The 21,994-nt window shown below is 47.2% G+C and carries 23 protein-coding genes; 1 reads left to right on the forward strand and 22 read right to left on the reverse strand.

What is annotated here, in order from left to right; genetic code table 11:
• Positions 1 to 143 precede the first annotated feature (143 nt).
• The 19 genes from CIB36_RS06145 to pyrH form a co-directional block, all read right to left on the reverse strand.
• Positions 144 to 1,526, reverse strand: a complete 1,383-nt coding sequence (locus tag CIB36_RS06145) for an alanine/glycine:cation symporter family protein (RefSeq protein ID WP_093988645.1) — start codon at positions 1,524 to 1,526, stop codon at positions 144 to 146.
• 117 nt (positions 1,527 to 1,643) lie between these two features.
• Positions 1,644 to 1,973 carry a phosphoribosyl-ATP diphosphatase gene (gene hisE, locus CIB36_RS06150; RefSeq protein ID WP_178085660.1) on the reverse strand — a complete coding sequence of 110 codons (330 nt, stop codon included), beginning with the start codon at positions 1,971 to 1,973 and terminating at the stop codon, positions 1,644 to 1,646.
• A complete protein-coding gene (gene hisI / locus CIB36_RS06155) occupies positions 1,973 to 2,308 on the reverse strand; it encodes a phosphoribosyl-AMP cyclohydrolase (RefSeq protein WP_093988646.1) in 336 nt (111 codons plus the stop codon). Before hisI ends, hisE begins: the two co-directional genes overlap by 1 nt.
• A gap of 16 nt (positions 2,309 to 2,324) precedes the next feature.
• Positions 2,325 to 3,086: an imidazole glycerol phosphate synthase subunit HisF gene (gene hisF, locus CIB36_RS06160; RefSeq protein ID WP_093988647.1), complete on the reverse strand. Its 762-nt coding sequence runs from the start codon at positions 3,084 to 3,086 to the stop codon at positions 2,325 to 2,327.
• A complete protein-coding gene (gene hisA / locus CIB36_RS06165; RefSeq protein WP_093988648.1) occupies positions 3,080 to 3,814 on the reverse strand; it encodes a 1-(5-phosphoribosyl)-5-[(5-phosphoribosylamino)methylideneamino]imidazole-4-carboxamide isomerase in 735 nt (244 codons plus the stop codon). Before hisA ends, hisF begins: the two co-directional genes overlap by 7 nt.
• Positions 3,811 to 4,416, reverse strand: coding sequence for an imidazole glycerol phosphate synthase subunit HisH (hisH, locus tag CIB36_RS06170; RefSeq protein WP_093988649.1), 606 nt, complete (start codon positions 4,414 to 4,416; stop codon positions 3,811 to 3,813). Before hisH ends, hisA begins: the two co-directional genes overlap by 4 nt.
• A gap of 16 nt (positions 4,417 to 4,432) precedes the next feature.
• Complete coding sequence (gene hisB / locus CIB36_RS06175; protein ID WP_093988650.1) at positions 4,433 to 5,011, reverse strand: imidazoleglycerol-phosphate dehydratase HisB; 579 nt, start codon at positions 5,009 to 5,011, stop codon at positions 4,433 to 4,435.
• A complete protein-coding gene (locus CIB36_RS06180) occupies positions 5,008 to 6,069 on the reverse strand; it encodes a pyridoxal phosphate-dependent aminotransferase (protein ID WP_093988651.1) in 1,062 nt (353 codons plus the stop codon). The genes hisB and CIB36_RS06180 overlap by 4 nt, the downstream gene beginning before the upstream one ends.
• Before the next feature lie 18 nt (positions 6,070 to 6,087).
• On the reverse strand, positions 6,088 to 7,377 hold the full coding sequence (hisD, locus tag CIB36_RS06185; protein WP_093988652.1) for a histidinol dehydrogenase: 1,290 nt from the start codon (positions 7,375 to 7,377) through the stop codon (positions 6,088 to 6,090).
• 18 nt (positions 7,378 to 7,395) lie between these two features.
• On the reverse strand, positions 7,396 to 8,028 hold the full coding sequence (gene hisG / locus CIB36_RS06190) for an ATP phosphoribosyltransferase (protein ID WP_093988653.1): 633 nt from the start codon (positions 8,026 to 8,028) through the stop codon (positions 7,396 to 7,398).
• 6 nt (positions 8,029 to 8,034) lie between these two features.
• Positions 8,035 to 9,240, reverse strand: a complete 1,206-nt coding sequence (gene hisZ, locus CIB36_RS06195) for an ATP phosphoribosyltransferase regulatory subunit (protein ID WP_093988654.1) — start codon at positions 9,238 to 9,240, stop codon at positions 8,035 to 8,037.
• An 89-nt stretch (positions 9,241 to 9,329) separates the two neighbouring features.
• Positions 9,330 to 13,715 (reverse strand): PolC-type DNA polymerase III, encoded by a 4,386-nt coding sequence (locus CIB36_RS06200; protein WP_229408204.1) that lies wholly within the window; start codon positions 13,713 to 13,715, stop codon positions 9,330 to 9,332.
• A 13-nt stretch (positions 13,716 to 13,728) separates the two neighbouring features.
• Positions 13,729 to 14,772, reverse strand: a complete 1,044-nt coding sequence (gene ispG, locus CIB36_RS06205; protein ID WP_093988655.1) for a flavodoxin-dependent (E)-4-hydroxy-3-methylbut-2-enyl-diphosphate synthase — start codon at positions 14,770 to 14,772, stop codon at positions 13,729 to 13,731.
• Positions 14,773 to 14,787: 15 nt separating this feature from the next.
• Positions 14,788 to 15,867, reverse strand: coding sequence for an RIP metalloprotease RseP (gene rseP, locus CIB36_RS06210; RefSeq protein WP_158662599.1), 1,080 nt, complete (start codon positions 15,865 to 15,867; stop codon positions 14,788 to 14,790).
• Positions 15,868 to 15,892: 25 nt separating this feature from the next.
• Positions 15,893 to 17,050 (reverse strand): 1-deoxy-D-xylulose-5-phosphate reductoisomerase, encoded by a 1,158-nt coding sequence (locus tag CIB36_RS06215; protein WP_093988657.1) that lies wholly within the window; start codon positions 17,048 to 17,050, stop codon positions 15,893 to 15,895.
• A 20-nt stretch (positions 17,051 to 17,070) separates the two neighbouring features.
• On the reverse strand, positions 17,071 to 17,901 hold the full coding sequence (locus tag CIB36_RS06220) for a phosphatidate cytidylyltransferase (RefSeq protein WP_093988658.1): 831 nt from the start codon (positions 17,899 to 17,901) through the stop codon (positions 17,071 to 17,073).
• A gap of 25 nt (positions 17,902 to 17,926) precedes the next feature.
• Positions 17,927 to 18,637, reverse strand: coding sequence for an isoprenyl transferase (locus tag CIB36_RS06225; RefSeq protein ID WP_093988659.1), 711 nt, complete (start codon positions 18,635 to 18,637; stop codon positions 17,927 to 17,929).
• A 3-nt stretch (positions 18,638 to 18,640) separates the two neighbouring features.
• A complete protein-coding gene (frr, locus tag CIB36_RS06230) occupies positions 18,641 to 19,195 on the reverse strand; it encodes a ribosome recycling factor (protein WP_093988660.1) in 555 nt (184 codons plus the stop codon).
• A gap of 23 nt (positions 19,196 to 19,218) precedes the next feature.
• Positions 19,219 to 19,926 carry a UMP kinase gene (gene pyrH, locus CIB36_RS06235; RefSeq protein WP_093988661.1) on the reverse strand — a complete coding sequence of 236 codons (708 nt, stop codon included), beginning with the start codon at positions 19,924 to 19,926 and terminating at the stop codon, positions 19,219 to 19,221.
• A gap of 274 nt (positions 19,927 to 20,200) precedes the next feature.
• Here pyrH and CIB36_RS06240 point away from each other — a divergent pair, with 274 nt between their 5' ends.
• Entirely contained in the window at positions 20,201 to 20,392 is a 192-nt protein-coding gene (locus tag CIB36_RS06240) for an alpha/beta-type small acid-soluble spore protein (RefSeq protein WP_093988662.1), read from the forward strand.
• A 91-nt stretch (positions 20,393 to 20,483) separates the two neighbouring features.
• Here the strand turns inward: CIB36_RS06240 and CIB36_RS06245 are convergent, their stop codons facing one another.
• The 3 genes from CIB36_RS06245 to CIB36_RS06255 all read right to left on the reverse strand — a co-directional run bounded on the left by CIB36_RS06245 (position 20,484) and on the right by CIB36_RS06255 (position 21,962).
• Positions 20,484 to 21,044 (reverse strand): hypothetical protein, encoded by a 561-nt coding sequence (locus CIB36_RS06245; protein ID WP_093988663.1) that lies wholly within the window; start codon positions 21,042 to 21,044, stop codon positions 20,484 to 20,486.
• Between the two features lie 99 nt (positions 21,045 to 21,143).
• On the reverse strand, positions 21,144 to 21,392 hold the full coding sequence (locus CIB36_RS06250) for a TIGR03905 family TSCPD domain-containing protein (RefSeq protein ID WP_093988664.1): 249 nt from the start codon (positions 21,390 to 21,392) through the stop codon (positions 21,144 to 21,146).
• Positions 21,393 to 21,419: 27 nt separating this feature from the next.
• Positions 21,420 to 21,962, reverse strand: a complete 543-nt coding sequence (locus CIB36_RS06255; RefSeq protein WP_093989012.1) for a phosphoribosyltransferase family protein — start codon at positions 21,960 to 21,962, stop codon at positions 21,420 to 21,422.
• Between the last annotated feature and the right edge of the window lie 32 nt (positions 21,963 to 21,994).

A 21,994-nucleotide genomic window follows, 5' to 3' on the forward strand; every position in this document is an offset into this window, starting at 1 on the left:
AAACACATTATTTTCCTATTTTTCCAACAATAATAAAAAATACTGCGAAAAATCTTTTAATTTCTTTGATATTCTTCTGTTTTTATTTAAAGTTTAAAATATTACTCCACAATTAAAGTACATTTTTAGGATAATTTTCCAAATCATTTCAAAACTTTTTTGTTTTTCTTGTAAAGACATTCGTATTCCTTTGTCTTTCTCACAACAATACCGCTTAAAAAGATCAGTCCAATCAGGTTCGGTAAAACCATGAAACCGTTAAAGGTATCGCTGATCTTCCAAACCACCTGCAATTCCATCACAGCTCCCAGCACTGTACAGCTAAGGTAAAGAAAACGGTACCACAACAGCATATTAGGACGATGCGAAAACAGGTATTTTACACAGCTTTCCCCATAATAGTACCAGCCGATCAGAGTAGCAAAGGCGAACATGGAAATAGAAATCGTTAAAAAATACCCGGAAAAAGAGCTTCCAAAGACAGAAGAAAAGGCGGCGGCCGTCAGCTGCGCCCCATCCAGCCCGGTTTCCAAAACACCGGTAGTCAGGATCACCAGCCCGGTGATCGTACACATCAAAAGGGTGTCAAAAAACACTTCAAAGATCCCCCACATCCCCTCTTCTACTTCATTGGAACTATCCGCAGCGGCATGTGCGATCGACGCGGACCCCATTCCCGCCTCATTGGAGAAAACGCCTCTGGAAAAGCCGAAGCGGACGGCATTCATGGTGAGGTACCCCAATATCCCACCACCTGCTGATTCAAACCGGAACGCATCTGTGAAAATAGAGGTAAATGCGTGCGGAATTTCATTAGCACGGAACACTAAGATCAAAATCGTCCCAGCCAGATAAAAAAATGCGAAAAACGGAACCGTCACCGCCGAAATCTTGGCGATCCGGGAAATCCCTCCCCAAACGACCAGGCCGACCAGCGTTGCAACAAGAACGCCAATCAGCAAGCGTCCCGCATTTCCCATATCGGAAAAAGACTGGGTGATGGAGTTGACCTGCGTCATATTCCCGATCCCAAAAGAGGCCAAAATGCAGGAAAAGGCAAAAATCCCGCCCAGCCATTTTTGCCGTAAGCCAACCGAAAGATAGTACATCGGGCCGCCAACGATTTGGCCTTCTGCATTTTTCTTTTTAAAATGCACGCCAAGCAAAATCTCTGCATATTTTAAAATCATTCCAAAAAAGGAACTGACCCACATCCAAAATAAAGCGCCCGGCCCCCCGCTGGAAAGCGCAGTCGCCACCCCAACAATATTCCCAGTGCCAATGCACCCAGCAAGCGACGTGGCAGCCGCCTGAAAAGAAGACACCTGCCCCTTTGCTTGAGAAGGGACTTTTTTTCGAAGCAACCCGCCGACCGTACAACGCCAAATCGTTTTCCAGAAACGAAGCTGGAAAAAACCTGTGCGGAGCGTATAATAAACGCCGATCCCCAGCAAAAGGCAAAGCATGGCCGGCCCCCAGATCAGGCTGTGTACGGCGTCGTTGAGCGACAGAAAAAACTCCTTCATAAACAAAAACCCTCCGCAATTCCAAAATATCAAAGAAAACAGGTCGTTCCTCTTTGTGAAGGGAAACAACTTGTCAGCTATCTTAATTATATTTTGAAATGCAAAGGGATATGAATTTTAAGAATTTTTATCGACTACATGGAATTTTTTCAGGTTTCCGGTCTTTTGTCTTCTTTCCTCTAAAATAACGCCCACATCATCTAATGTTAGGCCTGCTTCTACCATCAGTACCAGCATATGGTAGATCAAATCGCTCATTTCATTGGACAATTCTGTGCGATCTTGATTTTTAGCTGCGATCACCATTTCAGTGCACTCTTCCCCGCATTTTTTCAGGATCTTATCTAGACCCTTTTCAAAGAGGTAGCAGGTGTATGAACCTTCTTCATAGTGTTCTTTCCGTTCCCGGATAATCTCGTACAAGCCTTCGATCGTTTCTATTTTCATTACTGTTCCTCCTTCGCGTTCCATAACGGTTTAAAAAAGCAAGAATGGCTCCCGGTATGGCAGGCCGCGCCTGTTTGGATCACTTTGACAAGCAGCGTGTCGTCATCGCAGTCCGCCGTAATGCTCAGTACCTTTTGCAGATGCCCGCTGGTCGCCCCTTTGTTCCACAGTTCCTGCCTGGAACGGCTGTAAAACCAAGTATAGCCGGTTTCCAGCGTTTTTTTCAGGCTTTCCCGGTTCATGTAAGCCAGCATCAACACTTCGCTGGTTTTCTCTTCCACCACGACCGCCGGGATCAAATCTGATTTCAGAAAAAAACGTTCTAAATTTTCCAAAGTCTTTCCTCCCTGTTTATCGGCTCAGCCGGACTGGAATACGGTTTTGATGCAGATAATCCTTGACCTGTCCCACCGTCAGCTCTTTGTAATGGAATAAAGAAGCAGCCAAGGCCGCATCCGCCGGGGTCTCCTCAAATACCTCCCGAAAATGCTCCAGTTTTCCGCATCCGCCGCTTGCAATCACCGGAACGGATACCTCCCGGCATACTGCGTTTAACAGTTCATGGTCAAAACCATTTTTGACCCCGTCTGTGTCCATAGAGGTCAATAAAATTTCTCCAGCTCCAAGAGCCACCGCCTTTTTTGCCCATTCAACCGCGTCTAAGCCAGTATCGATCCGCCCGCCGTTGACGACCACATGAAAGGCGCCGTCGATCCGCTTGGCGTCGATCGCTACCACCACGCACTGGTTCCCAAACTGGTCTGCGGCCTGCGCGATCAAATTTGGATCACGTACCGCGGCGGAGTTGACCGAAACCTTGTCCGCACCCGCGCGCAGTGTATTTTTAAAATCCTCGATCGAGTTGATCCCGCCGCCGACTGTCAACGGAACAAAGACCTCCTGCGCCGTGCGTTCCACGACGTCTAAAATTGTCTTTCTGCCCTCATGGGTAGCTGTAATATCTAAAAAAACAATCTCGTCAGCGCCCTGGCGGTTATATTCCTTCGCGCATTCCACCGGATCGCCCACCTCTTTGATGCCGACAAAGTTGATTCCCTTTACTACCTTTCCGTCCCGTACGTCAAGGCATGGGATGATCCGTTTTGCTAACATATGCTATCCCCCTTATTAGCTGCTTGTAAAATCGCCTCTTCTAAATCCAGGGTGCCTTTATAAATAGATTTCCCGCAGATCGTTCCCCAAACGCCAAGCCTTTTTAAATTGCGGATGTCCTGAATGTCCCGGATCCCTCCGCTGGCAGTAATATCACAGGAAACCGCCTCGTGGATAGCACGAAGCTGTTCCAAATTTGGCCCGGAAAGGGTCCCGTCTTTAGAAATATCTGTAAAGATAATATTCTTTACACCCATTTTTTCCATTTCTTTGGCTAATGTCAGGAAATGGACGTCACTGGTATCGAGCCATCCCTCTGTAGCCACCATTTCGTCTTTCGCATCAATTCCAACCGAGATCCTGTCCCCATACTCTTTGACAGCCAATTCCACAAATTCCGGATTTTTCACAGCGATCGAGCCTAAAATGACCCGCTCAATACCGTTTGCCAAATAATATTCCACCGCGTCTAAGGTGCGGATCCCGCCCCCTAATTCGATTTTCAAGCTGGTTTCCCTGGCAAGGGACGTAAACAGATCACGGTTGACCATTTTCGCATCTTTGGCACCGTCTAAGTCTACCATATGCAGGTACCGGGCCCCTGCTTTTAAAAACCCGGCCGCTGTTTGAAACGGGTCTTCCGCCACCTTTTCTACTGTGCCAAAATCCCCTTTTAACAGCCGGACGCAGTTTCCGTCTTTAATATCGATCGCAGGTAAAATAATCATTTGGTCAGCCCTCCAAAATTACGCAGTATCTGTAGGCCCACTTCTCCGCTTTTTTCCGGGTGAAACTGCGCGCCATAAACATTCCCTTTAGAAACCAATGCCGGTACCTGTACGCCGTATTCACAAAAAGCTGCAAGGTGTTCCGGTTTCGGGTAAGCCATATAGGAGTGGACGAAATAAACGCTGTCCCCTTCCTGTAGCCCTTTTAACAAGGGATTTTCAGGCTGTTTGACAGACAGCTGATTCCATCCCATATGCGGGATCTTTAACCCGCCTGCATCCCAGCGGTCTACCTTTCCGGGAATGAGGGAAAGCCCAGAGCAGCGTTCAAATTCATAGCTTTCCTCGAACAGCATCTGCATCCCTAAACAGATCCCAAGCAAGGGCTTTTCCACTACCTGCTTCTTGATTTCTTCTATCAAATTTGTCTGCCGGAGCATCTTCATGGCAAACGGAAACGCCCCGACGCCTGGCAGGATATAGCTGTCAGCCCTGCGGATCTCCTCCAGATCATTGGTGATCTGATAAGGCAGGCCAAGGTAGGTCAAAGCATTCTTCACGCTGAATAAATTTCCCGCCCCGTAATCTATAATCGCAATCATGAATCTTGTACTCCTTTTATAAAACGCCTTTGGTGGAAAGCACGCCTCCCCCGTTATCGGCCACGGCCTGTTTTAACGCATGGGCAAACGCTTTGAATAACGCTTCCGCTTTATGGTGGTCGTTCTTCCCATATTCACAGCGCAAGTGCAGTGTGACCCCGGCCTGAAACGCCAAAGCACGGAAGAATTCTTCCACCATCTGGGTGTCCATCTCCCCGATAGCAGGGGAAGAAAAATCGCAGTCAAACACCAAAAACGGCCGGCCGCTGATGTCCAGACAGGCAAAGCCCAGCGCTTCATCCATCGGGATAAACGCAGTCCCGTAACGGCAGATCCCGGACTTATCGCCCAGCGCCTTTCCTAAGGCCATACCGATCACGATCCCGGTATCCTCGATGGTGTGGTGGCAGTCCACTTCCAAATCCCCGTCCACAGTGACGGAAAGATCGATCCCGCTGTGTACGGCAAGGGCTGTCAGCATGTGGTCAAAAAAACCGATTCCAGTGTCTATCACTGCGGTGCCGATCCCGTCCAAATTCAGATCCACAGAAATATCCGTTTCCCGGGTAGCCCGGTTCAACGCCGCATTCCTCATTTTGCTTCCCCCTTTAAAATATCTGTTAATTCCCGGATCAAGGCGCGGTTTTCATGCCCACTGCCAGCGGTGATCCGCAGATATGGGGACATTTCCCGCACCACGATGGAGCGTTCTAACAGCGCTTGATATATTTGTTTGCTGCCCTTTACTTTGAGGAATACAAAATTTGTACAAGAAGGGTAAACATCTTCTATCTCATCATAGGCAAGAAGTTCCTGAAGCTGTGCTTGCAGCCATTTCCTGTTTTCAATGATCTCTGCCGCTGCTTCCTTTAAATATTCTGCGCCTTCCAGTACTAGCTGTCCAAATACCTGGGACAACGTATTGACGTTATACGGGGATTTGACCGCTCTAAGCACCTGAGTAATTTTTGCCGGCGCAACGGCAAAGCCAAGCCGTAAAGAAGCAAGTCCAACTGCTTTGGAACAGGTACGCAAAATCATCAGATTATCGTATTTCCCCACAGACTTCAGGAGCGACTGATCCCAAAAGTCCATATAGGCTTCATCTACTATGATCAATGCCTCTGTTTCGGTAACCAGACGCAGGACATCCTGCCGGCTAAGCCCCAATGAGGTCGGGTTGCATGGGTTGGAGAAAAGGAGCATGGTAACGCCCTTTTCCCTGAGCAGACCGATTGTGCGGTCTACAGAGATACTCAAATCGTCTTCTTTTGGCAGAACCTCCAAATCAGCACGGTAAATCTGAGCATAAAGCCTGTACATAGAAAAATCCTGTTCAAACACAGCCAGTTTCCCGTTTTTCCCCAAAAACGCAGAAATCAAAATGGAAAGTAGTTCATCAGAACCGTTAAAGGCAGTTACCAAGTCCCGGTTTACCCCATAATAGGTAGCAAAAGCCTCGCAAAGGCGGTTCGCGCCAGAATCCGGATAGCGGTTAAATTCAATTTCCTGCAAAGCGTCTGCAAAGGCCTGCAATTGAAGCGACTCCAAAGGAACATAAGATTCATTGGCGTCCAGCCGGATCTTAAAGTTCCCTGTAATCGGATCATATGCCGTCAGGTCCTTGATATTCTGCGGCAGATCATATTTCATCGTTAGCCCCCCTCAGCCCTAATCCTGATAACGGACGATAATGGAATTGGCGTGTGCAGTTAACCCTTCCTTATTTGCCAGCAGGACAATATCATCATGCGCTTCGCGAAGGGCGTCTTCTGTATAATAAATATAACTGGATTTTTTAATAAAAGCATCCACAGACAGCGGGGAGAAAAAGCGCGCTGTTCCGCTGGTCGGAAGAACATGGTTTGGTCCTGCGAAATAATCGCCCAATGGCTCCGGCGCGTAATTTCCTAGGAAAACCGAGCCTGCATTGTCCAGCCTGCCAATGTATTCCATAGGATTTTGCATCATCACTTCCAGATGCTCCGGCGCAAACTCATTTGCCAGTTCTACTGCATAATCCACCTGCTCGCAAACAAAAACAACGCCGAAATCACGCAAGGAACGCTCGATGATCTCTTTTCTGGAGAGTTCTTTTACCTGCCGCTCCAGTTCCTTGACCGTTTCCTTGGCCAGTTTTTCAGAAGTCGTTACCAAAATAGCGGAGGCTAGGACATCGTGCTCTGCCTGGGACATTAAATCAGCCGCCACATAACTGGCCGGCGCGGTCTCATCTGCTAAAATAAGGATCTCGCTAGGCCCGGCGATCATATCAATGTCTACCGTGCCGTATAACAGCTTTTTCGCGGTCGCGACATAAATGTTCCCCGGTCCTACGATCTTGTCTACCTTTGGCACAGATTCGGTGCCGTATGCCAGCGCGGCCACGGCTTGCGCCCCGCCCAGCAAAAAGACCCGGTCTACTCCGCAAAGGGCGGCGGCTACCAGAATATCAGGGTTAGCAGTCCCGTCCGACAAAGGCGGGGTCACCATCACAATTTCTTCTACCCCAGCGATCTTAGCCGGGATCGCGTTCATCAACACGGAAGATGGATAAGCCGCCGTTCCACCCGGCACGTAGATCCCTACCCGTTTTAACCCACGGATACGCTGTCCTAAAATCACTCCATTTTGTTTCGGATTGATAAAGCTCTGCTGTTTTTGACGGTTGTGGAAATCGGAGATATTTTCGATGGCGTTTAAAAGCGCGTTAACATAATCTTCATCTGCTTCAGAAAGCGCATCGTTGATCTCTTCCCGCGGCACTTCAATAAATTTGGGGAGCTTCCCGTCAAATTTTTCAGTATATGCCAGCAGCGCCCGATCTCCCTGTTCCCGTACATCTTCTAAGATTTTTGAAACAGATTCCGTCACAGTCTTACTAACTTGGGTGCTCCTGCTTTTGAGCAGCTTCATATAATTTTGTTCTGCGGTCCCATCCGCTTTAATGATCTCAATCATGATGTATCTTCCTTTCCGTTACTCAGCCAAAGCCTTCTCAATGTAATTGATAACAGTTTCGATTTCCGCTTTGCGAAGCTTTAAGCTGACTGTATTCACGATGAGCCGGGCTGAAATCGCCGTCACGTCCTCATAAACTTCCAGCCCGTTTTCCTTTAAGGTAGAGCCTGTTTCCACAATATCAACGATCGCGTCAGACAACCCCAGCAAAGGCGCCAGTTCTACGGACCCTTCTATTTTTACGATCTTGACATCCATTCCTTTGGATTCAAAAAATTGGTGCGTAACATTCGGGTACTTTGTCGCGATCGTTTTTTCCGCATAACCCGCGTAAAAATCCTCGCCCTTTTTCCCGGCTAAGGCAAATTTACATCTTCCAAAGCCCAGATCGGCTACCTCAAAAAAAGTGCCGCCATACTCTAAAATCGTGTCCTTTCCCACGACCCCCATATCGCAGACGCCGTGTTCAATGTAGGTGATCACGTCGGCCGCCTTTGCCAAAACGATCTCTAAATTGGCGTCAGGGATCTGTAAGATCAGCTTGCGGCCTTTATTGTGAAGCTGTTCACAGTCAAACCCCAGCTTTTCAAACAGCTTAATCGTATCTTTTTCCAGTCTTCCCTTGGTCAGGGCAATTCTAATCGGACGCATATTCTGTTATTCCCCTTTCCCGCAATACAGCACATCTACTGATTCTGAAATAATATCTACACGGCCGATCGCCTTTTGTTTAGCATACAAAAGCGCTTCCTCTCTGGTGTCGGAAAGGCTGTATTCTGAGCTGATCCCCTGTGCGGCAAGCTCCTGGATATGGGCAAACGCCGCTGTTTGATACCCTGCTTCTGAATAGACCAAAACAGAAATCGGCAAAATTTTGTGTTCCTGTACCGAAAGCAGAGCGTTCACTGCGGAATCCACGTTGACGCCAAACCCGACGGCGCCCCAGTCCTCCCCAAAAGCACGAAACAAACCGTCGTACCGGCCGCCGGAAAGCACCTCTTCCCCATAGCCTTCCACATAGCCTTTAAAGACGATACCCGTATAATAATCAGTGCGGTTGACGATACCAAGGTCCACTGTAATATGCTCCTGCATCCCCATCTGGGACAAGAGCTGATACAATTCTTTCAGGTAAGCAAGCAGTCCTAAAATAACCGGGTCTGTCACCATCATTTCCATCTGTGTAAAGACCTCTGCTCCGCCGAAGAACCGCGGAAGCTGTCTTAAAAGCGATACTTCTTCGGTGTCTTCTAGCTCATCCAGCATATCCTGCAAAGCCGGATAGTTCTTGGACTGGATCAGCTGACGGATCAGCTCTTTCTTTTCCTCCTCCACTGCAAGGGAGGAGATCAGCGCATTGAAGATCCCAATATGGCCGATCTCCATGCGGAAATTCTCAATTTTCAGTTCCTGCAAGGCCCGCATGGCGGTGCTCAGTACTTCCAGATCTGCTTTTTGGTTCGATGGGCCGATCAGCTCGATCCCGGTCTGCATGATTTCGTCACTGCGGCCGCGCAGGGATTTATTTACAGAAAACACCGACTGGTTGTAGTAAAGCCGCAAAGGGAGCATCTCATTTTTTAAACGGGTCACCCCAAGCCGTGCGATCGGCATGGTGGAATCCGGCCGCAGAACCATCAGCCTTCCCTTTGCATCTACCAGCTTATACATCTGCTCCACAGGAATACTGTTTTCCATGGCTGTGAACACATCCAAAAATTCCAAACTGGGCGTTACCACCTCGTGATAGCCGCGAAGCTCAAAAGAAGTTTTTAAGGCTGTTTCGATCTGCCTTCTTAAAACTGCTTCTTCAAATAAATAATCCTTTGTCCCCTCCGGGGTGATCAGTTTATTTTTATCCATCTTCGTTCCTCCGCTTTGTTATGCTATCACTTTACCATATTAATATAATAAAATCAAGTGTTTTAATCAAATTTGTTTTATCTGTCTGATTAAAAAAAGGTTACCTGCGCAGTTTTAGGCATGTCGCCAAACGCGCCCATGTTTTCCAGCAGTTCAATGACCGATTTGGAAACCCCCGCGCGGTTTTGTACCTCGTCAATCGAAATAAAGGAACCCTCTTTCGCCGCTTCCTGCAAATTGCGGGCGGCAGCCTCGCCAAGCCCTTTTAAAGAAGTAAAGGGAAGGCGGATTTTTCCGTCTTCAATGGTGTACCGCGTCGCATCGGAATGATACAGGTCTACCGGCAAAAATTCAAATCCCCGGCAGATCATTTCATTGATGATAAGCAGGATATTGAACTCGTCGTCTTCCTTCACGCTTCTTTCATTCCCTTTGTGCAAAAGCTGCTCTAAACGGAATTTTACCGCCGATTTTCCCTTCACGGCCTCTTCAGCGTCAAAATCGCCGTTGCGTACGGTAAAGTAAGAGGCGTAAAATTCCAGCGGGTAATAAATCTTATACCAGCCAAGCCGTACCGCAGCGATGTCGTAAGCCGCAGCGTGCGCCTTTGGGAACATGTACTTGATCTTCATACAGCTGTCGATATACCATTCCGGCACATTGTGTTCCCGCATTGCAGAAAGATGCTCTTCGGTCAAAAGCTTTGTCGCTTTCCCCTTTCGGGTGATCTCCATGATCTTAAACGCCATGCCCGGTTCTAAGCCTTTATGGATCAGGTAGGTCATGATGCTGTCACGCGTCCCGATCACCTCACTGATGGTACAGGTGCCGTTTTTGATTAGGTCTTGAGCGTTCCCAAGCCATACATCCGTTCCATGGGAAAGGCCGGAAATTTGCAGCAGGTCTGAAAAGTTTTTGGGCTGCGCGTCCACCAGCATCTGGCGGACAAAACTCGTTCCCATTTCCGGCAGGCCGAACGTCCCTGTTTCACTGTAAATGTCCTCCGGCGTCACACCCAGCGCTTCTGTAGAGGTAAACAGGCTGTACACCTTTGGATCATTCATTGGGACATCAGTTACACTGGTGTCCGTTAAATCCTCTAGGTGTTTATAATGGGTCGGACCAACGTGCCCCAGCTCGTCCAGCTTCAGGATCGTATCATGCAGGGAGTGGAAGTCAAAGTGGGTGGTGATAATATCGGAATTGGTATCATTCGCCGGATGCTGTACCGGTGTAAAATCATATACATCATACCGGTCCGGCACAACGACCATTCCCCCCGGATGCTGGCCCGTGGTCCGCTTCACCCCGGTGCAGCCGATCGCCAGGCGGTTTTCCTCCGCTTTGTGTGCCACCCGGCCCACGTCATCCAGATATTTCATCACAAAGCCATAAGCGGTCTTATCTGCGACAGTGCCGATCGTTCCCGCTTTAAATACATGGTCTTTTCCAAATAGTTCTTCTGTGTACCGGTGTGCCCGTGATTGGTATTCATCGGAAAAGTTCAAGTCAATATCAGGCGCTTTGTCCCCGTTGAATCCAAGGAATGTTTCAAACGGGATGTCATGCCCGTCGCCTGTCAGCGGCGTACCACATTTCGGGCAATTTTTTTCCGGCAGGTCAAACCCTGACCCCACAGAGCCGTCCGTAATAAATTCACTGTACTGACAATTTGGGCACAGATAATGCGGCGGCAGCGGGTTCACCTCCGAAATACCGGACATCGTTGCCGCAAAAGAGGAGCCTACAGACCCACGGGAGCCAACCTGATAGCCGTCCTGCTCGGATTTGAATACCAGCTTTTGCGCGATCATGTAAAGCACTGCAAAACCATGCTTGATGATAGAGGTCAATTCCCGTTCCAAACGCTTGGCTACCAATTCCGGCAAGGGATCGCCGTACATCCGCTTTGCCTTTTCATAGCACAGCCGCTGCAGTTCTTCTTCTGATCCTTCGATCTCCGGAGTGTAGGTTCCTTTTGGAATGGGACGAATATCCCCGTCTACCATATCCGCGATCAGGTTGGTGTTCTCCACCACTACTTCATAGGCGGTTTCCTCACCCAAATAATCAAATTCTTTCAGCATTTCCTCTGTGGTGCGCAGATATAAGGGCGGTTGGTTTGCAAAATCTTTAAATTTCATCGCCGCCATTAAAATTTCCCGGAAAATACTATCGTTTTTATTTAAAAAGTGAACGTCACAGGTAGCGACAACTGGAATATTCAAGGCTTTTCCAAGGTTTACGATCGTCTGGTTAAATTCCTTTAACCGTTCATGATCCGGCACGATCCCCTCGCGGACCATGTATTCGTTGTTCCCCAAAGGCTGGATCTCCAGATAATCATAGAATTTGGCAATGTCACACAGTTCGTTCCAAGATTTCCCGTCTACGATCGCCCGGAACAGCTCACCTGCTTCACAGGCGCTTCCGATCAAAAGCCCTTCCCGGTATTTTGTCAGAACGCTTTTAGGAACCCTTGGTTTTTTGAAAAAATAATCCAAATGGCCGTAAGAAACCAAGCGGTACAGATTTTTCAGTCCCGCCTGATTTTTTACCAGAATGATCTGGTGATAGGTTCTTAATTTTTTCGGGTCAGCCCCAGCCAGCGCGGTATTGATCTGCTGGAGTGTAGAAACCTGCTTTTGCTCCTTGAGCATCTGGGCAAGCTTTACAAAAATTTTAGCCAAAGTATCCGCGTCGTCACAGGCACGGTGATGGTTAAAATCCCCTACCTGCAATTCCTTGGCAACAATATCCAGCTTATGCTTTTTTAGCTGCGGCAAAAGCTGGCGGCAGATCGGTACTGTGTCGATCGAGGTAAACTCCCGGTTGATCTTCGCACGCCCGCAGGCCGCCTTGATAAAGCTCATATCAAACGGCGCGTTATGCGCGATCAACGGCGCGCCGTTGCAGAATTCCAGAAACTGCTTGAGAGCATCAGCTTCTTTGGGTGCGTCCGCAACCATTTCATCGGTGATCCCCGTCAGCTCCACGATTTTATGCGGGATAGCCTTTTCTGGATTCACAAAGGTATTGAATGATTCGATGATCTCCCCGTTTTTTACCCGTACGGCGCCGATTTCGGTCATCCGTTCTGTCGCTGGGCTTAAACCAGTGGTCTCCGTATCAAAAACAATGAACTCATCATCAAGGCTGCGGTCGTCTTGCCCCACAACAACATCAACGCAATCGTCTACAAAATAAGCCTCTACCCCGTAAAGAATCTTAAAATCCCCGCCGCTTTTACGGATACTATCCACCGTATTCATCGCTTCCGGGAAAGACTGCACCACTCCGTGGTCAGTGATCGCGATTGCTTTGTGTCCCCAGCCGTATGCGGTTTGAATCAGCTTTTCCGCGCTTGCAACAGCATCCATCGACGACATATTGGTATGCAGGTGCAGCTCTACTCGTTTTTTAGCTGCCTCGTCCTTTTTCTTATCCCGCTGAACCGTCATAATACTGCGCGGACGGATGGTGACATCGTTGGCATATTTATCAAAGCTTGCGTCTCCGTCTACCCAGATATATGAGCCTTTTTTCAGCTTGTCATAATCGTCCTTTTTCTTGACGTCGTCAAAAATCTTTAAGGTATTGGAACCAGTGTAATCCGTAAAGTCGATCGACAAAATAATCTTGTCTTCCCGTCTAGTCAGCCGGGAATCGACTGCAAAAACTTCGCCCCAGACCACAACATGTCCCGATTCCGCAGATACCTGTGAAAGGTCGATCGGCTTTTCCCGGATCGGACGACCTACGATCAGTTCCGCAGATTCCGCGTGAAACGGCAGATCAGCACCATGAAACCGCACGACCTGCCGCGAAGACGGGCGTGACATAGGTTTTGCCGCACTCCTTTGAACAGAAGGTGCCGATGCGGCTTGCGGCGGAGGAGCGCCAAAATCAACCGGTGCAGGCGGCGGAGGGGCTGTATAATCGATCGGCGGCAGCTCCGGCATAATGTTGGAAACATCTTCCTGAGTCATGCTTAATTTTCCGGTAAATACCACCTCGACCCGGATTGAAAATTCGTCGTAAATCAAATCAGAAATCGTTTTTCTGACATTGACCTGTTCTAAAATCGTTTCCCCTCCGTTTTTCAGTTCAATGCTCAATATCTTATTTTCATATGTAGCAACCGCATTGTCAAAGTACCCGTTTATAACACTGACTCGCGATTTTAAAATAGATTTGATCTGTTCAAAATAACCCTCGTTAAACAAATCCGGCCGGTATTTCACTAAAAATGCAAATCGGTTTAGATGAAGCGCCTGCTTTAGATCCCGTTCCAGTTCTGTCCGAAGCCTCCAGTCAATGACCTGGGTCAGCTTGACAGTACAGATCACTAAATTTGCGTCCCGGTCGATCTCTATTTGAAGGATCTCGCCATCTGTTAAAAATATCTGATATTTTTCCTTTTCCTGAATATAATTGCCAAAAATTTGTTCCAGGCTGTGATTCAATCGTGACACCTACTTATCTTTCCTACATTGCTTCAATTTCTCGCAGAAGCTGCGTAATAACTTCCTCTTCCGGAATTTTACGGATGATCTCGCCTTTTTTGAATAAAACGGCGCAGCCATCGCCCCCGGCGATCCCAATATCCGCTTCCCTTGCCTCGCCGGGGCCGTTTACAACACAGCCCATCACAGCGACCTTTAAATGCTTGTTGGAATCTTTCAGTGCTTCTTCGATCCGGGAAGCCAAACCGATCAGGTCGATCTTTGTCCTTCCGCAGGTCGGACAGGAAACGATCTCGATCCCGTCATTTCTAAGGCCCAGCGCGCGCAGAATATCCTTCGCCGCATAAATCTCCTTTACAGGGTCGGCGGTCAAAGACACGCGGATCGTATCTCCGATCCCATGCAGCAACAAACTGCCGATTCCCGCAGCAGACTTTACCAAGCCCATCCGCTCTGTCCCCGCCTCGGTCACTCCTAGGTGAAGCGGGTACGGGCACTGCTCCGCCAGCAGCTCATAGGCTGCTACCATCGTCGGCACGTGGGAGGATTTGATAGAGATCACAATATCATCAAAATCAAAGCGTTCCAGCAACCGGACATGATATAATGCGCTTTCCACCAAGGCTTCTGGGGTCGGCGCGCCATATTTCGCTAAAATATGCTTTTCCACACTGCCGGAATTCACACCGATCCGGATGGGAATCCCGCTGTTCCAGCAGGTATCCGCCACCTTTTTTACATTTTCGTCAGAGCCAATGTTTCCCGGATTGATTCTGATTTTGTCGATCCCGGCGGCGGCACACTCCAAGGCCAAGCGGTAATCAAAATGAATATCCGCCACCAGCGGGATGTGTATCCTTTCCTTGATTGCCGGCACAAGAGAAACAGCCTCTCTGTTAGGGATCGCCGCACGGACGATTTCGCAGCCAGCCTTTTCCAGCTGAACGGCCTGCGCAACGCTCCCGGCAATGTCCTCTGCCGGACGGTTAAGCATAGATTGTATCGTTACCCTTCCATCGCCTAAAACAATATCTTTTAACTTCACCTGTTTTACAGTTCTTTTCATAAATATACTCCCTGATCAGAATAGCCTGATAATATCCTTTAGTGTCACAATGATCATCAATCCAAAGAGGAAAAGCAGTCCAACGGCATGAATCAGCCCCTCATATTTTGCCGGGACAGGCTTTCTGAAGATCGCTTCGATCAAAATAAAGATAAGCCGTCCGCCATCTAACGCGGGGATCGGCAATAAATTGAATATCCCCACATTAATGGTAAGAAATGCAATCAGGATCAAAAGGTTCATCACGCTGATCGAGGCAGCCTGACCCAGCGCTTCCCCAACGCCCACTGGTCCGGATAATTGGTCAAACCCAACTTTTCCGGTCACAAGGTCACCTAAGGACACCCATACAAGCTTGCCCAAAGAAACCGCTCTGCCGGCACTGTAGCTTAATGTGCCCCCGACCGAATTTTCTACTGCCAATAATTTAAAATCAATATCCAGCTCCCGTTTGCTGTCCGTGATCTCTGTATAAAAAGTCACCTTTTCAATATTTTGTACGGTCCCATCGCGTTTGATCTGGAAATCAACTGTCCCATCATCGTCGCTTAAAATTTCTGTTATCACATCATCATAAGTCAAGGTGCTGTGTCCGTTTACTTTTAAAATCTCATCTCCAACAGCCAGCCCGGCTGCCTGGGAAGCAGCGTTCTCCTGAAAAGATGCGATCTGCTTTGTGGGGACATGCTCCATGGTGGACACTGCCCCTACCAAAATCAGAAAGCCTAACAAAAGGTTCATCACAGCGCCGGCCACCACAATCAAAAAGCGTTTCCAAATCGGTTTATTGCAGAACGCCCGTTCATCCTTGGAAGCGGAGTCCTCCCCCTCCATGCTGACATATCCGCCGATTGGCAGAATACGGACCGAATACTTTGTATTGCGGTTTACCGGCATCATTGTTCCGGTTTCAGGGTCCAGTTCCATCTCCTCAGACTTTTTCTGATGCGTAAAAATCGCCGGCCCCATCCCCATAGAAAATTCCAGAACACGGACGCCGCACAGTTTCGCCACAATAAAATGTCCCAATTCGTGGATCATAATAATGACCCCAAAGACCAGAATGGTCAACAAGATCGTGATAGCTGAATTCAAAATATCATGCCTTTCCGTATCATATTTAAGCGAGCATTCCTGCTTTTTCCAGTACAAAACGCCTTGCCGCTTTATCAGTATTTATTATGTCGTCAACTGTAAAATTATTCTGATTTGGAATCGCATCCAAGGTTTCATATACTAACTCCCCAATTTTAAGGAACGTGATCTGTCCCTTCAAAAACAAATCGACGGCCTGTTCATTCGCCCCGTTTACCGCCGCCGGCATCAGCCCACCCATTGTGATCGCCTTGATACAAGCTTTCAGGCAGACAAAGGTATCATAATCCGGTTTTGAAAAACTCAAAGCGCCATAATCTGTTAAGGATAAAGGCTTTACAGGGCAGTCGATACGGTTTGGGTAGGTCAAAGCATATTGAATCGGGATCTTCATGTCCGGCACGCCAAGCTGGGCGATCACCGAATGATCCTCATATTCTACCGCCGAATGGATCACGCTTTCCCGGTGTACGATAACCTCGATCTGTTCTGGTTTCAAATCAAACAGCCACATCGCTTCAATAAATTCTAAGCCTTTGTTCATCAGGGTGGCAGAATCAATAGTAATTTTAGCCCCCATACTCCAATTCGGATGCTTTAAGGCATCCTCCACAGTGACATTTCGCAATTCTTCTGCGGTTCTTCCATAAAAAGGCCCGCCGGAAGCGGTCAATAAAATTTTGTGGATCCGGTTATGTTCGTTTCCCTGTAAAGATTGGAAAATAGCAGAGTGCTCACTGTCTACCGGATAGATCGGAACATTATTTTTCCGTGCGGCCTCAATGACCAGCTTCCCCCCGGTCACCAGCGTTTCTTTATTAGCTAGGGCGATCTCCTTTTTCGCTTCGATCGCCGCCAAGGTCGGGCGCAATCCGATCATTCCTACGACAGAGTTCAGCACCATGTCTGCCTCCGGCATGACGGAAAGTTCTAAAAGCCCTTCCATACCGGTTACAACTTCAATGGAATCATCGCCAAGGAGCGCTTTTAATTCCCCGTATTTTTCCTTGCAAAAAATACAAACCTTTTTCGGCCGGAAGCGTTTTGCCTGTTCAGCCAGCAAGTTTACGTTATGATATGCCGCAAGCCCACAAACTGGAAAGTTGTGGGCTTGACATACCTCTAACGCCTGTGTACCGATCGAACCGGTCGAACCTAAAATACAAAGCGTTTTCTGATTCATCTTTCAGGATTGCTCCTTTCTTAAGCAACTGACAAAATTGGCATAAAATCACACATGACATAAACAAACGGCGCAATAAACAACACGCTGTCAAAGCGGTCGATGATCCCGCCGTGCCCAGGGATTACATTGCCAAAATCTTTGATGCCTGTTTGGCGCTTTACGATGGAGGCAAACAAATCCCCAAAGATTCCGATCACGGACGCCGCAAAGGTAATGACCAAAAGCGCCACCAAATTTGCTTCTAAGTGGAAAGAATCCTCGGTAATCACAGTATAAACATAAGTAAAAGCTACATTGAAAATCACGCAGAAAACCACACCGCCGACCGCGCCTTCGATCGTTTTTTTCGGGCTGATATTCGCTGCAAGTTTATGTTTCCCAAACACTCTGCCAATAAAATACGCACCCGCATCGGTGATCCAGCCGCAAAGAAAGATCAGCAGGATATAGTATACCCCGACCGGATATGCGTCACGAATAAATACAAAAGAGGACAGCGCAAACGGAATCAATACAGATACCGTAAATGCGACTGCGGTCTGTTCAAATTTTAAAGTACTGTGCCTCGTAAACAAGATAACGATCATCGCAACGATATATATCATGATGATCAAAATACGTTTTTCTTTGAGCATTGGGATATTGGTAAATGGAATCACGGCGGCAAACACCATAGAAAATACCAGCACGGCAGGATTCGTAACGTACTTGGTAGAATGCAGGAATTCATACACCCCGATCAAGCAGACCAGTGCGATCGCAATGTTCAGCGTAATGGTATTATAAAAGAATAGTACAGCAATTAAAATCGGTATCCCGACAGCCGCAGAAATAATTCTGGTTTTCATTTCGTCCTCCAAGCCTCTCTTTTATTTAGACCCCGCCAAACCGGCGGTTCCGGGAAGCAAACTCCTCTAAAGCCTTGTCGATATAACTTTCATTAAAGTCCGGCCACAAAATTCGGTCCATAAACACATATTCCGCATAAGCGGACTGCCAAATCAAAAAATTAGATAAACGGTATTCCCCACTTGGACGGATGATCAAATCAACATCAGGCTGGCCCTTGGTATAAAGATAATCGGAAACTGTTGCTTCAGTCACTGTTTCCGGGTTTAATTTTCCTGCCTGAATATCCCGGTTCATAGCGCGGAAAGCATGTACCAGCTCGTCCCGCCCGCCGTAATTGATCGCGATATTCAGATGCATCCCTGTAAACTGACGGCTTTCTTCCTCGCAGTCAGCAATCAGTTTCAGAATATCATCATCGAATCCCGACAGATCCCCTATAAACTGAACCTGCACATTTTCATCCTTGTGGTTCGGCGCATCGATCAAATATTCGCGCAATAGCTCTATGATCGCACGAACTTCTTCCTGCGGCCGTTTCCAGTTTTCGGTAGAAAATGCGTAGACTGTTAAATACTGAATCCCGATCTGGTTACAGTAATGCACCACCTTACGAAAGGTTTTGGCGCCTATTTTATGGCCGGCTTGCCGCGGAAGCCCCCGCAGCTTCGCCCACCGGCCGTTTCCGTCCATAATGATCCCGATATGCTTTGGCAATAATTCTTTACTGATCATCGCTTAGATTTCCATAATTTCGTTTTCTTTTGCCTTTGCGATCTCATCGACCTTTTTGCAGAATTTATCAGTCAGATTCTGGATTTCTTTTTCGCCGTCTTTCAAATCATCTTCTGTAATTGCAGAATCCTTTTTCATTGCTTTTAATTTCTCATTCGCGTCACGGCGGATAGATCGGATCGCTACCTTTGATTCTTCTGCAATTTTGTGAACGTCTTTTACCAATTCTTTTCTTCGTTCTTCAGTCAGCGGAGGGAACGCAATACGGATCACTTTTCCGTCATTGGTAGGATTGATTCCCAGATCAGAGGTTTGGATCGCCTTTTCGATCGCTTTGAGAGTAGTCATATCCCACGGCTGGATCACAAGCATTCTCGCTTCTGAAACAGAAACGGCAGCCATCTGGTTGATTTTTGTTGGAACCCCGTAATAATCTACACTGATTTTGTCCAGCACACTTGGATTTGCCCGGCCGGCACGGATCGAAGTGTATTCATGTTCCAGTGCCGCAATAGATTTGTTCATTTTTTCTTCTGATTTGCTGATAATTGTTTTCATGATGATACCTCCAAATAGATATGTTATGCAGTTACAATAGTTCCAACCGTTTCCCCCTGCGCCGCTTTGACGATATTCTGGGGATCATTCAAATTAAATACCAAAATCGAGATGTTATTATCCTTGCACATCGACGCTGCGGTACTGTCCATGACCTGAAGCCCCTTTGCCAAAACATCGGAGAAGGTCAGTTCATCAAATTTTACCGCGTCGGCATATTTATGCGGATCCTTGTCATAGATCCCATCAACCATAGTTGCCTTAAAAATAACATCTGCTTCAATCTCCGCCGCGCGCAGAGAAGACGCCGTATCCGTTGAGAAGAACGGATTCCCAGTCCCGCAGCCGAAAATCACGATCCTGCCTTTTTCCAGATGGCGGACCGCACGGTTACGAATATAAGGCTCCGCAACCTCCTGCATTGCGATTGCGGTTTGCACCCTTACGTCAACGCCAAGCTCCTCCAGTACATCGGCGACAGCAAGCGCGTTCATCGTTGTGCCAAGCATCCCAATATGGTCGGCGCGGGTACGGTCCATCGCCCCGCTGGAACGGCCCCTCCAAAAGTTTCCGCCCCCGACAACAATTGCGATCTGCGCGCCCAAGTCCGCACACTCTTTAATACTTTTGCAGATATTAGTAATTACCGAATAATCAAGTCCAAATCCCTTTTCTCCGGCAAGAGCTTCCCCACTCAATTTTAACAAAATCCGTTTATATTTCAATGCCATTGTGAAATCCCTCCATACAGTTTGTTCTGTAATTGCTAAACAAGCAGATTCATCTCCCTGTATTGAAGCACAATTACTCATAATAACGAAATTATTATATCATATTTGGGAAAAGAAGTAAATAATTTCTGCCTTGCAGAAAAAATCTTTTTTGGGCAAAAACTGGAACGAATTCTAAACATTACCATTTATATTCCAGCCTCTGCTGACGATAATAATAACACAAACGCAAGAGAAAAAATCAATTAAATTATTTTAAGGAGTGTACAAAATTATGAACAGCAATAAACTGGTCGTGCCTCAGGCAAAAGAAGCAATGGAAAAATTCAAAATGGAAGCTGCTAGCGAAGTTGGCGTAAACCTGAAACAGGGTTACAATGGCGATTTGACCTCCAAACAGGCTGGTTCTATCGGCGGTCAGATGGTTAAAAAAATGATCGAATCTTACGAAAACTCTATCAAGTAAGATCACAAATAAAAACTTTTCCGCTTTGGCGGATCCGTTTTAAAAAAGAGAGAGGAGGCCGATGGGCGTCCTCTCTTTTTTTTAATATCAATTATATTGTCCAGTCGATCAGCAAGCTCCCGCTTTCCGTGAGCCGGATCTCGTCTAATAGCAGCAGCAAGGTTACATAAGCCAGTACTGTAAAATCCCGGTATTCACCCCGGATCTCGCAAGGGATTTCCATAGGGTCTACCACTTTACCATAAATCGTATAAACAGAACGCTGTAAAGCCACGACTACCTTCCCTTCTTCCCGGCTGGAAAAGGTAACGGTGTCTTTGTCCGACAATCCATACGTTACCGAACACAAACGATGGGAAGCTGCAAAGGACACATGCTCATGGTCATCGGCATTCATGATCACTGTAACCGCAGGGTCGATATATTGAATCGATTCTAAATCACAGGGCTTTCTTAAAAATAAGATCATGTGATCTGCTTCAATTTTCCGCAGGTGGTCGCATTCAATCACCTGGAAAGGCAAATTTTTCCCTTTTGCGGTCAACTGGTTTCGATTATGAACTAAGAAAGTATGTTCCTGCTTTAAAATACGGCAAACCTGATTCGGCAAAAAATGTTCTTTAGCGCTTCCATAAAATAATAATGTTCTCATTGCTCCCAACCATTCTGAATCATACTTTAATAGTATTGTGGACAGAAATCAGGCTAAAGATACAAAAAAGGCTGAATTTTTCCAGCCTTTTCTAAATTTTTATTGTTTTTTGATTTCTTTCAGCGCCCTTGCCAGCTGATCGGGACACGAGGTACCCCGCGGGCCGCAGTGGATGCCGTCTAAGCTGGCGATCACTTCATCGACAGTCCGCCCTTTTACCAAAGAAGAAATTCCAGTCGTATTTCCAGCACAGCCGCCGGTAAAACGGACACTTTTAATAACGTCGCCTTCTACCTCAATATCGATCTGCCGGGAACAGACTCCCGTAGGCTTATAGGTATAATTCACTTTGTAATACCCCTTTCCCAAGGTTGCTTATTTGTTGGCAATCAACGGCAGCTGCTCCAAAAAGATAATGTCTTTCCGTTCTGCCGCATCGCCTTCCGCCAGGACTGCCGCCTTTGCCACAATATCCCCGCCGGATTTTTCCACTAATTTTTCCAGTGCGCGCAAGGATTCTCCGGTGCTGATCACATCGTCAACAATGACCACCCGTTTTCCTTCCAGATAATTTTTATCCTCTACATCAAGGTAAAGAGTCTGGATGCGGTCGGTAGTAATGGATTTAACATCAACGCCTACAGGATTCCTCATATACAGCTTTATGCTCTTTCTTGCCAAAATATATTTTTTCCCATTTTGTCTGGACATTTCATATGCCAGCGGGATCCCTTTCGATTCAGCAGTCAGCAAAACATCATATTCCGGAAGTTTTTCCAGCAAAGCCTTTGCGCAGGCGATCGTCAGTTCCACATCAGAAAACATAACAAAACCGGCAATTGACAAATCATCATTCAGTTTACATACCGGCAGCTCCCTTGTTAAGCCGGCAACATGCAACGTATAATACTGTTCCATCTTTTTTCCTCCTGCACCAAACATGGAAAGGA

The organism is Massiliimalia timonensis, from assembly GCF_900186585.1.
Lineage (GTDB): Bacteria > Bacillota > Clostridia > Oscillospirales > Ruminococcaceae > Massiliimalia > Massiliimalia timonensis.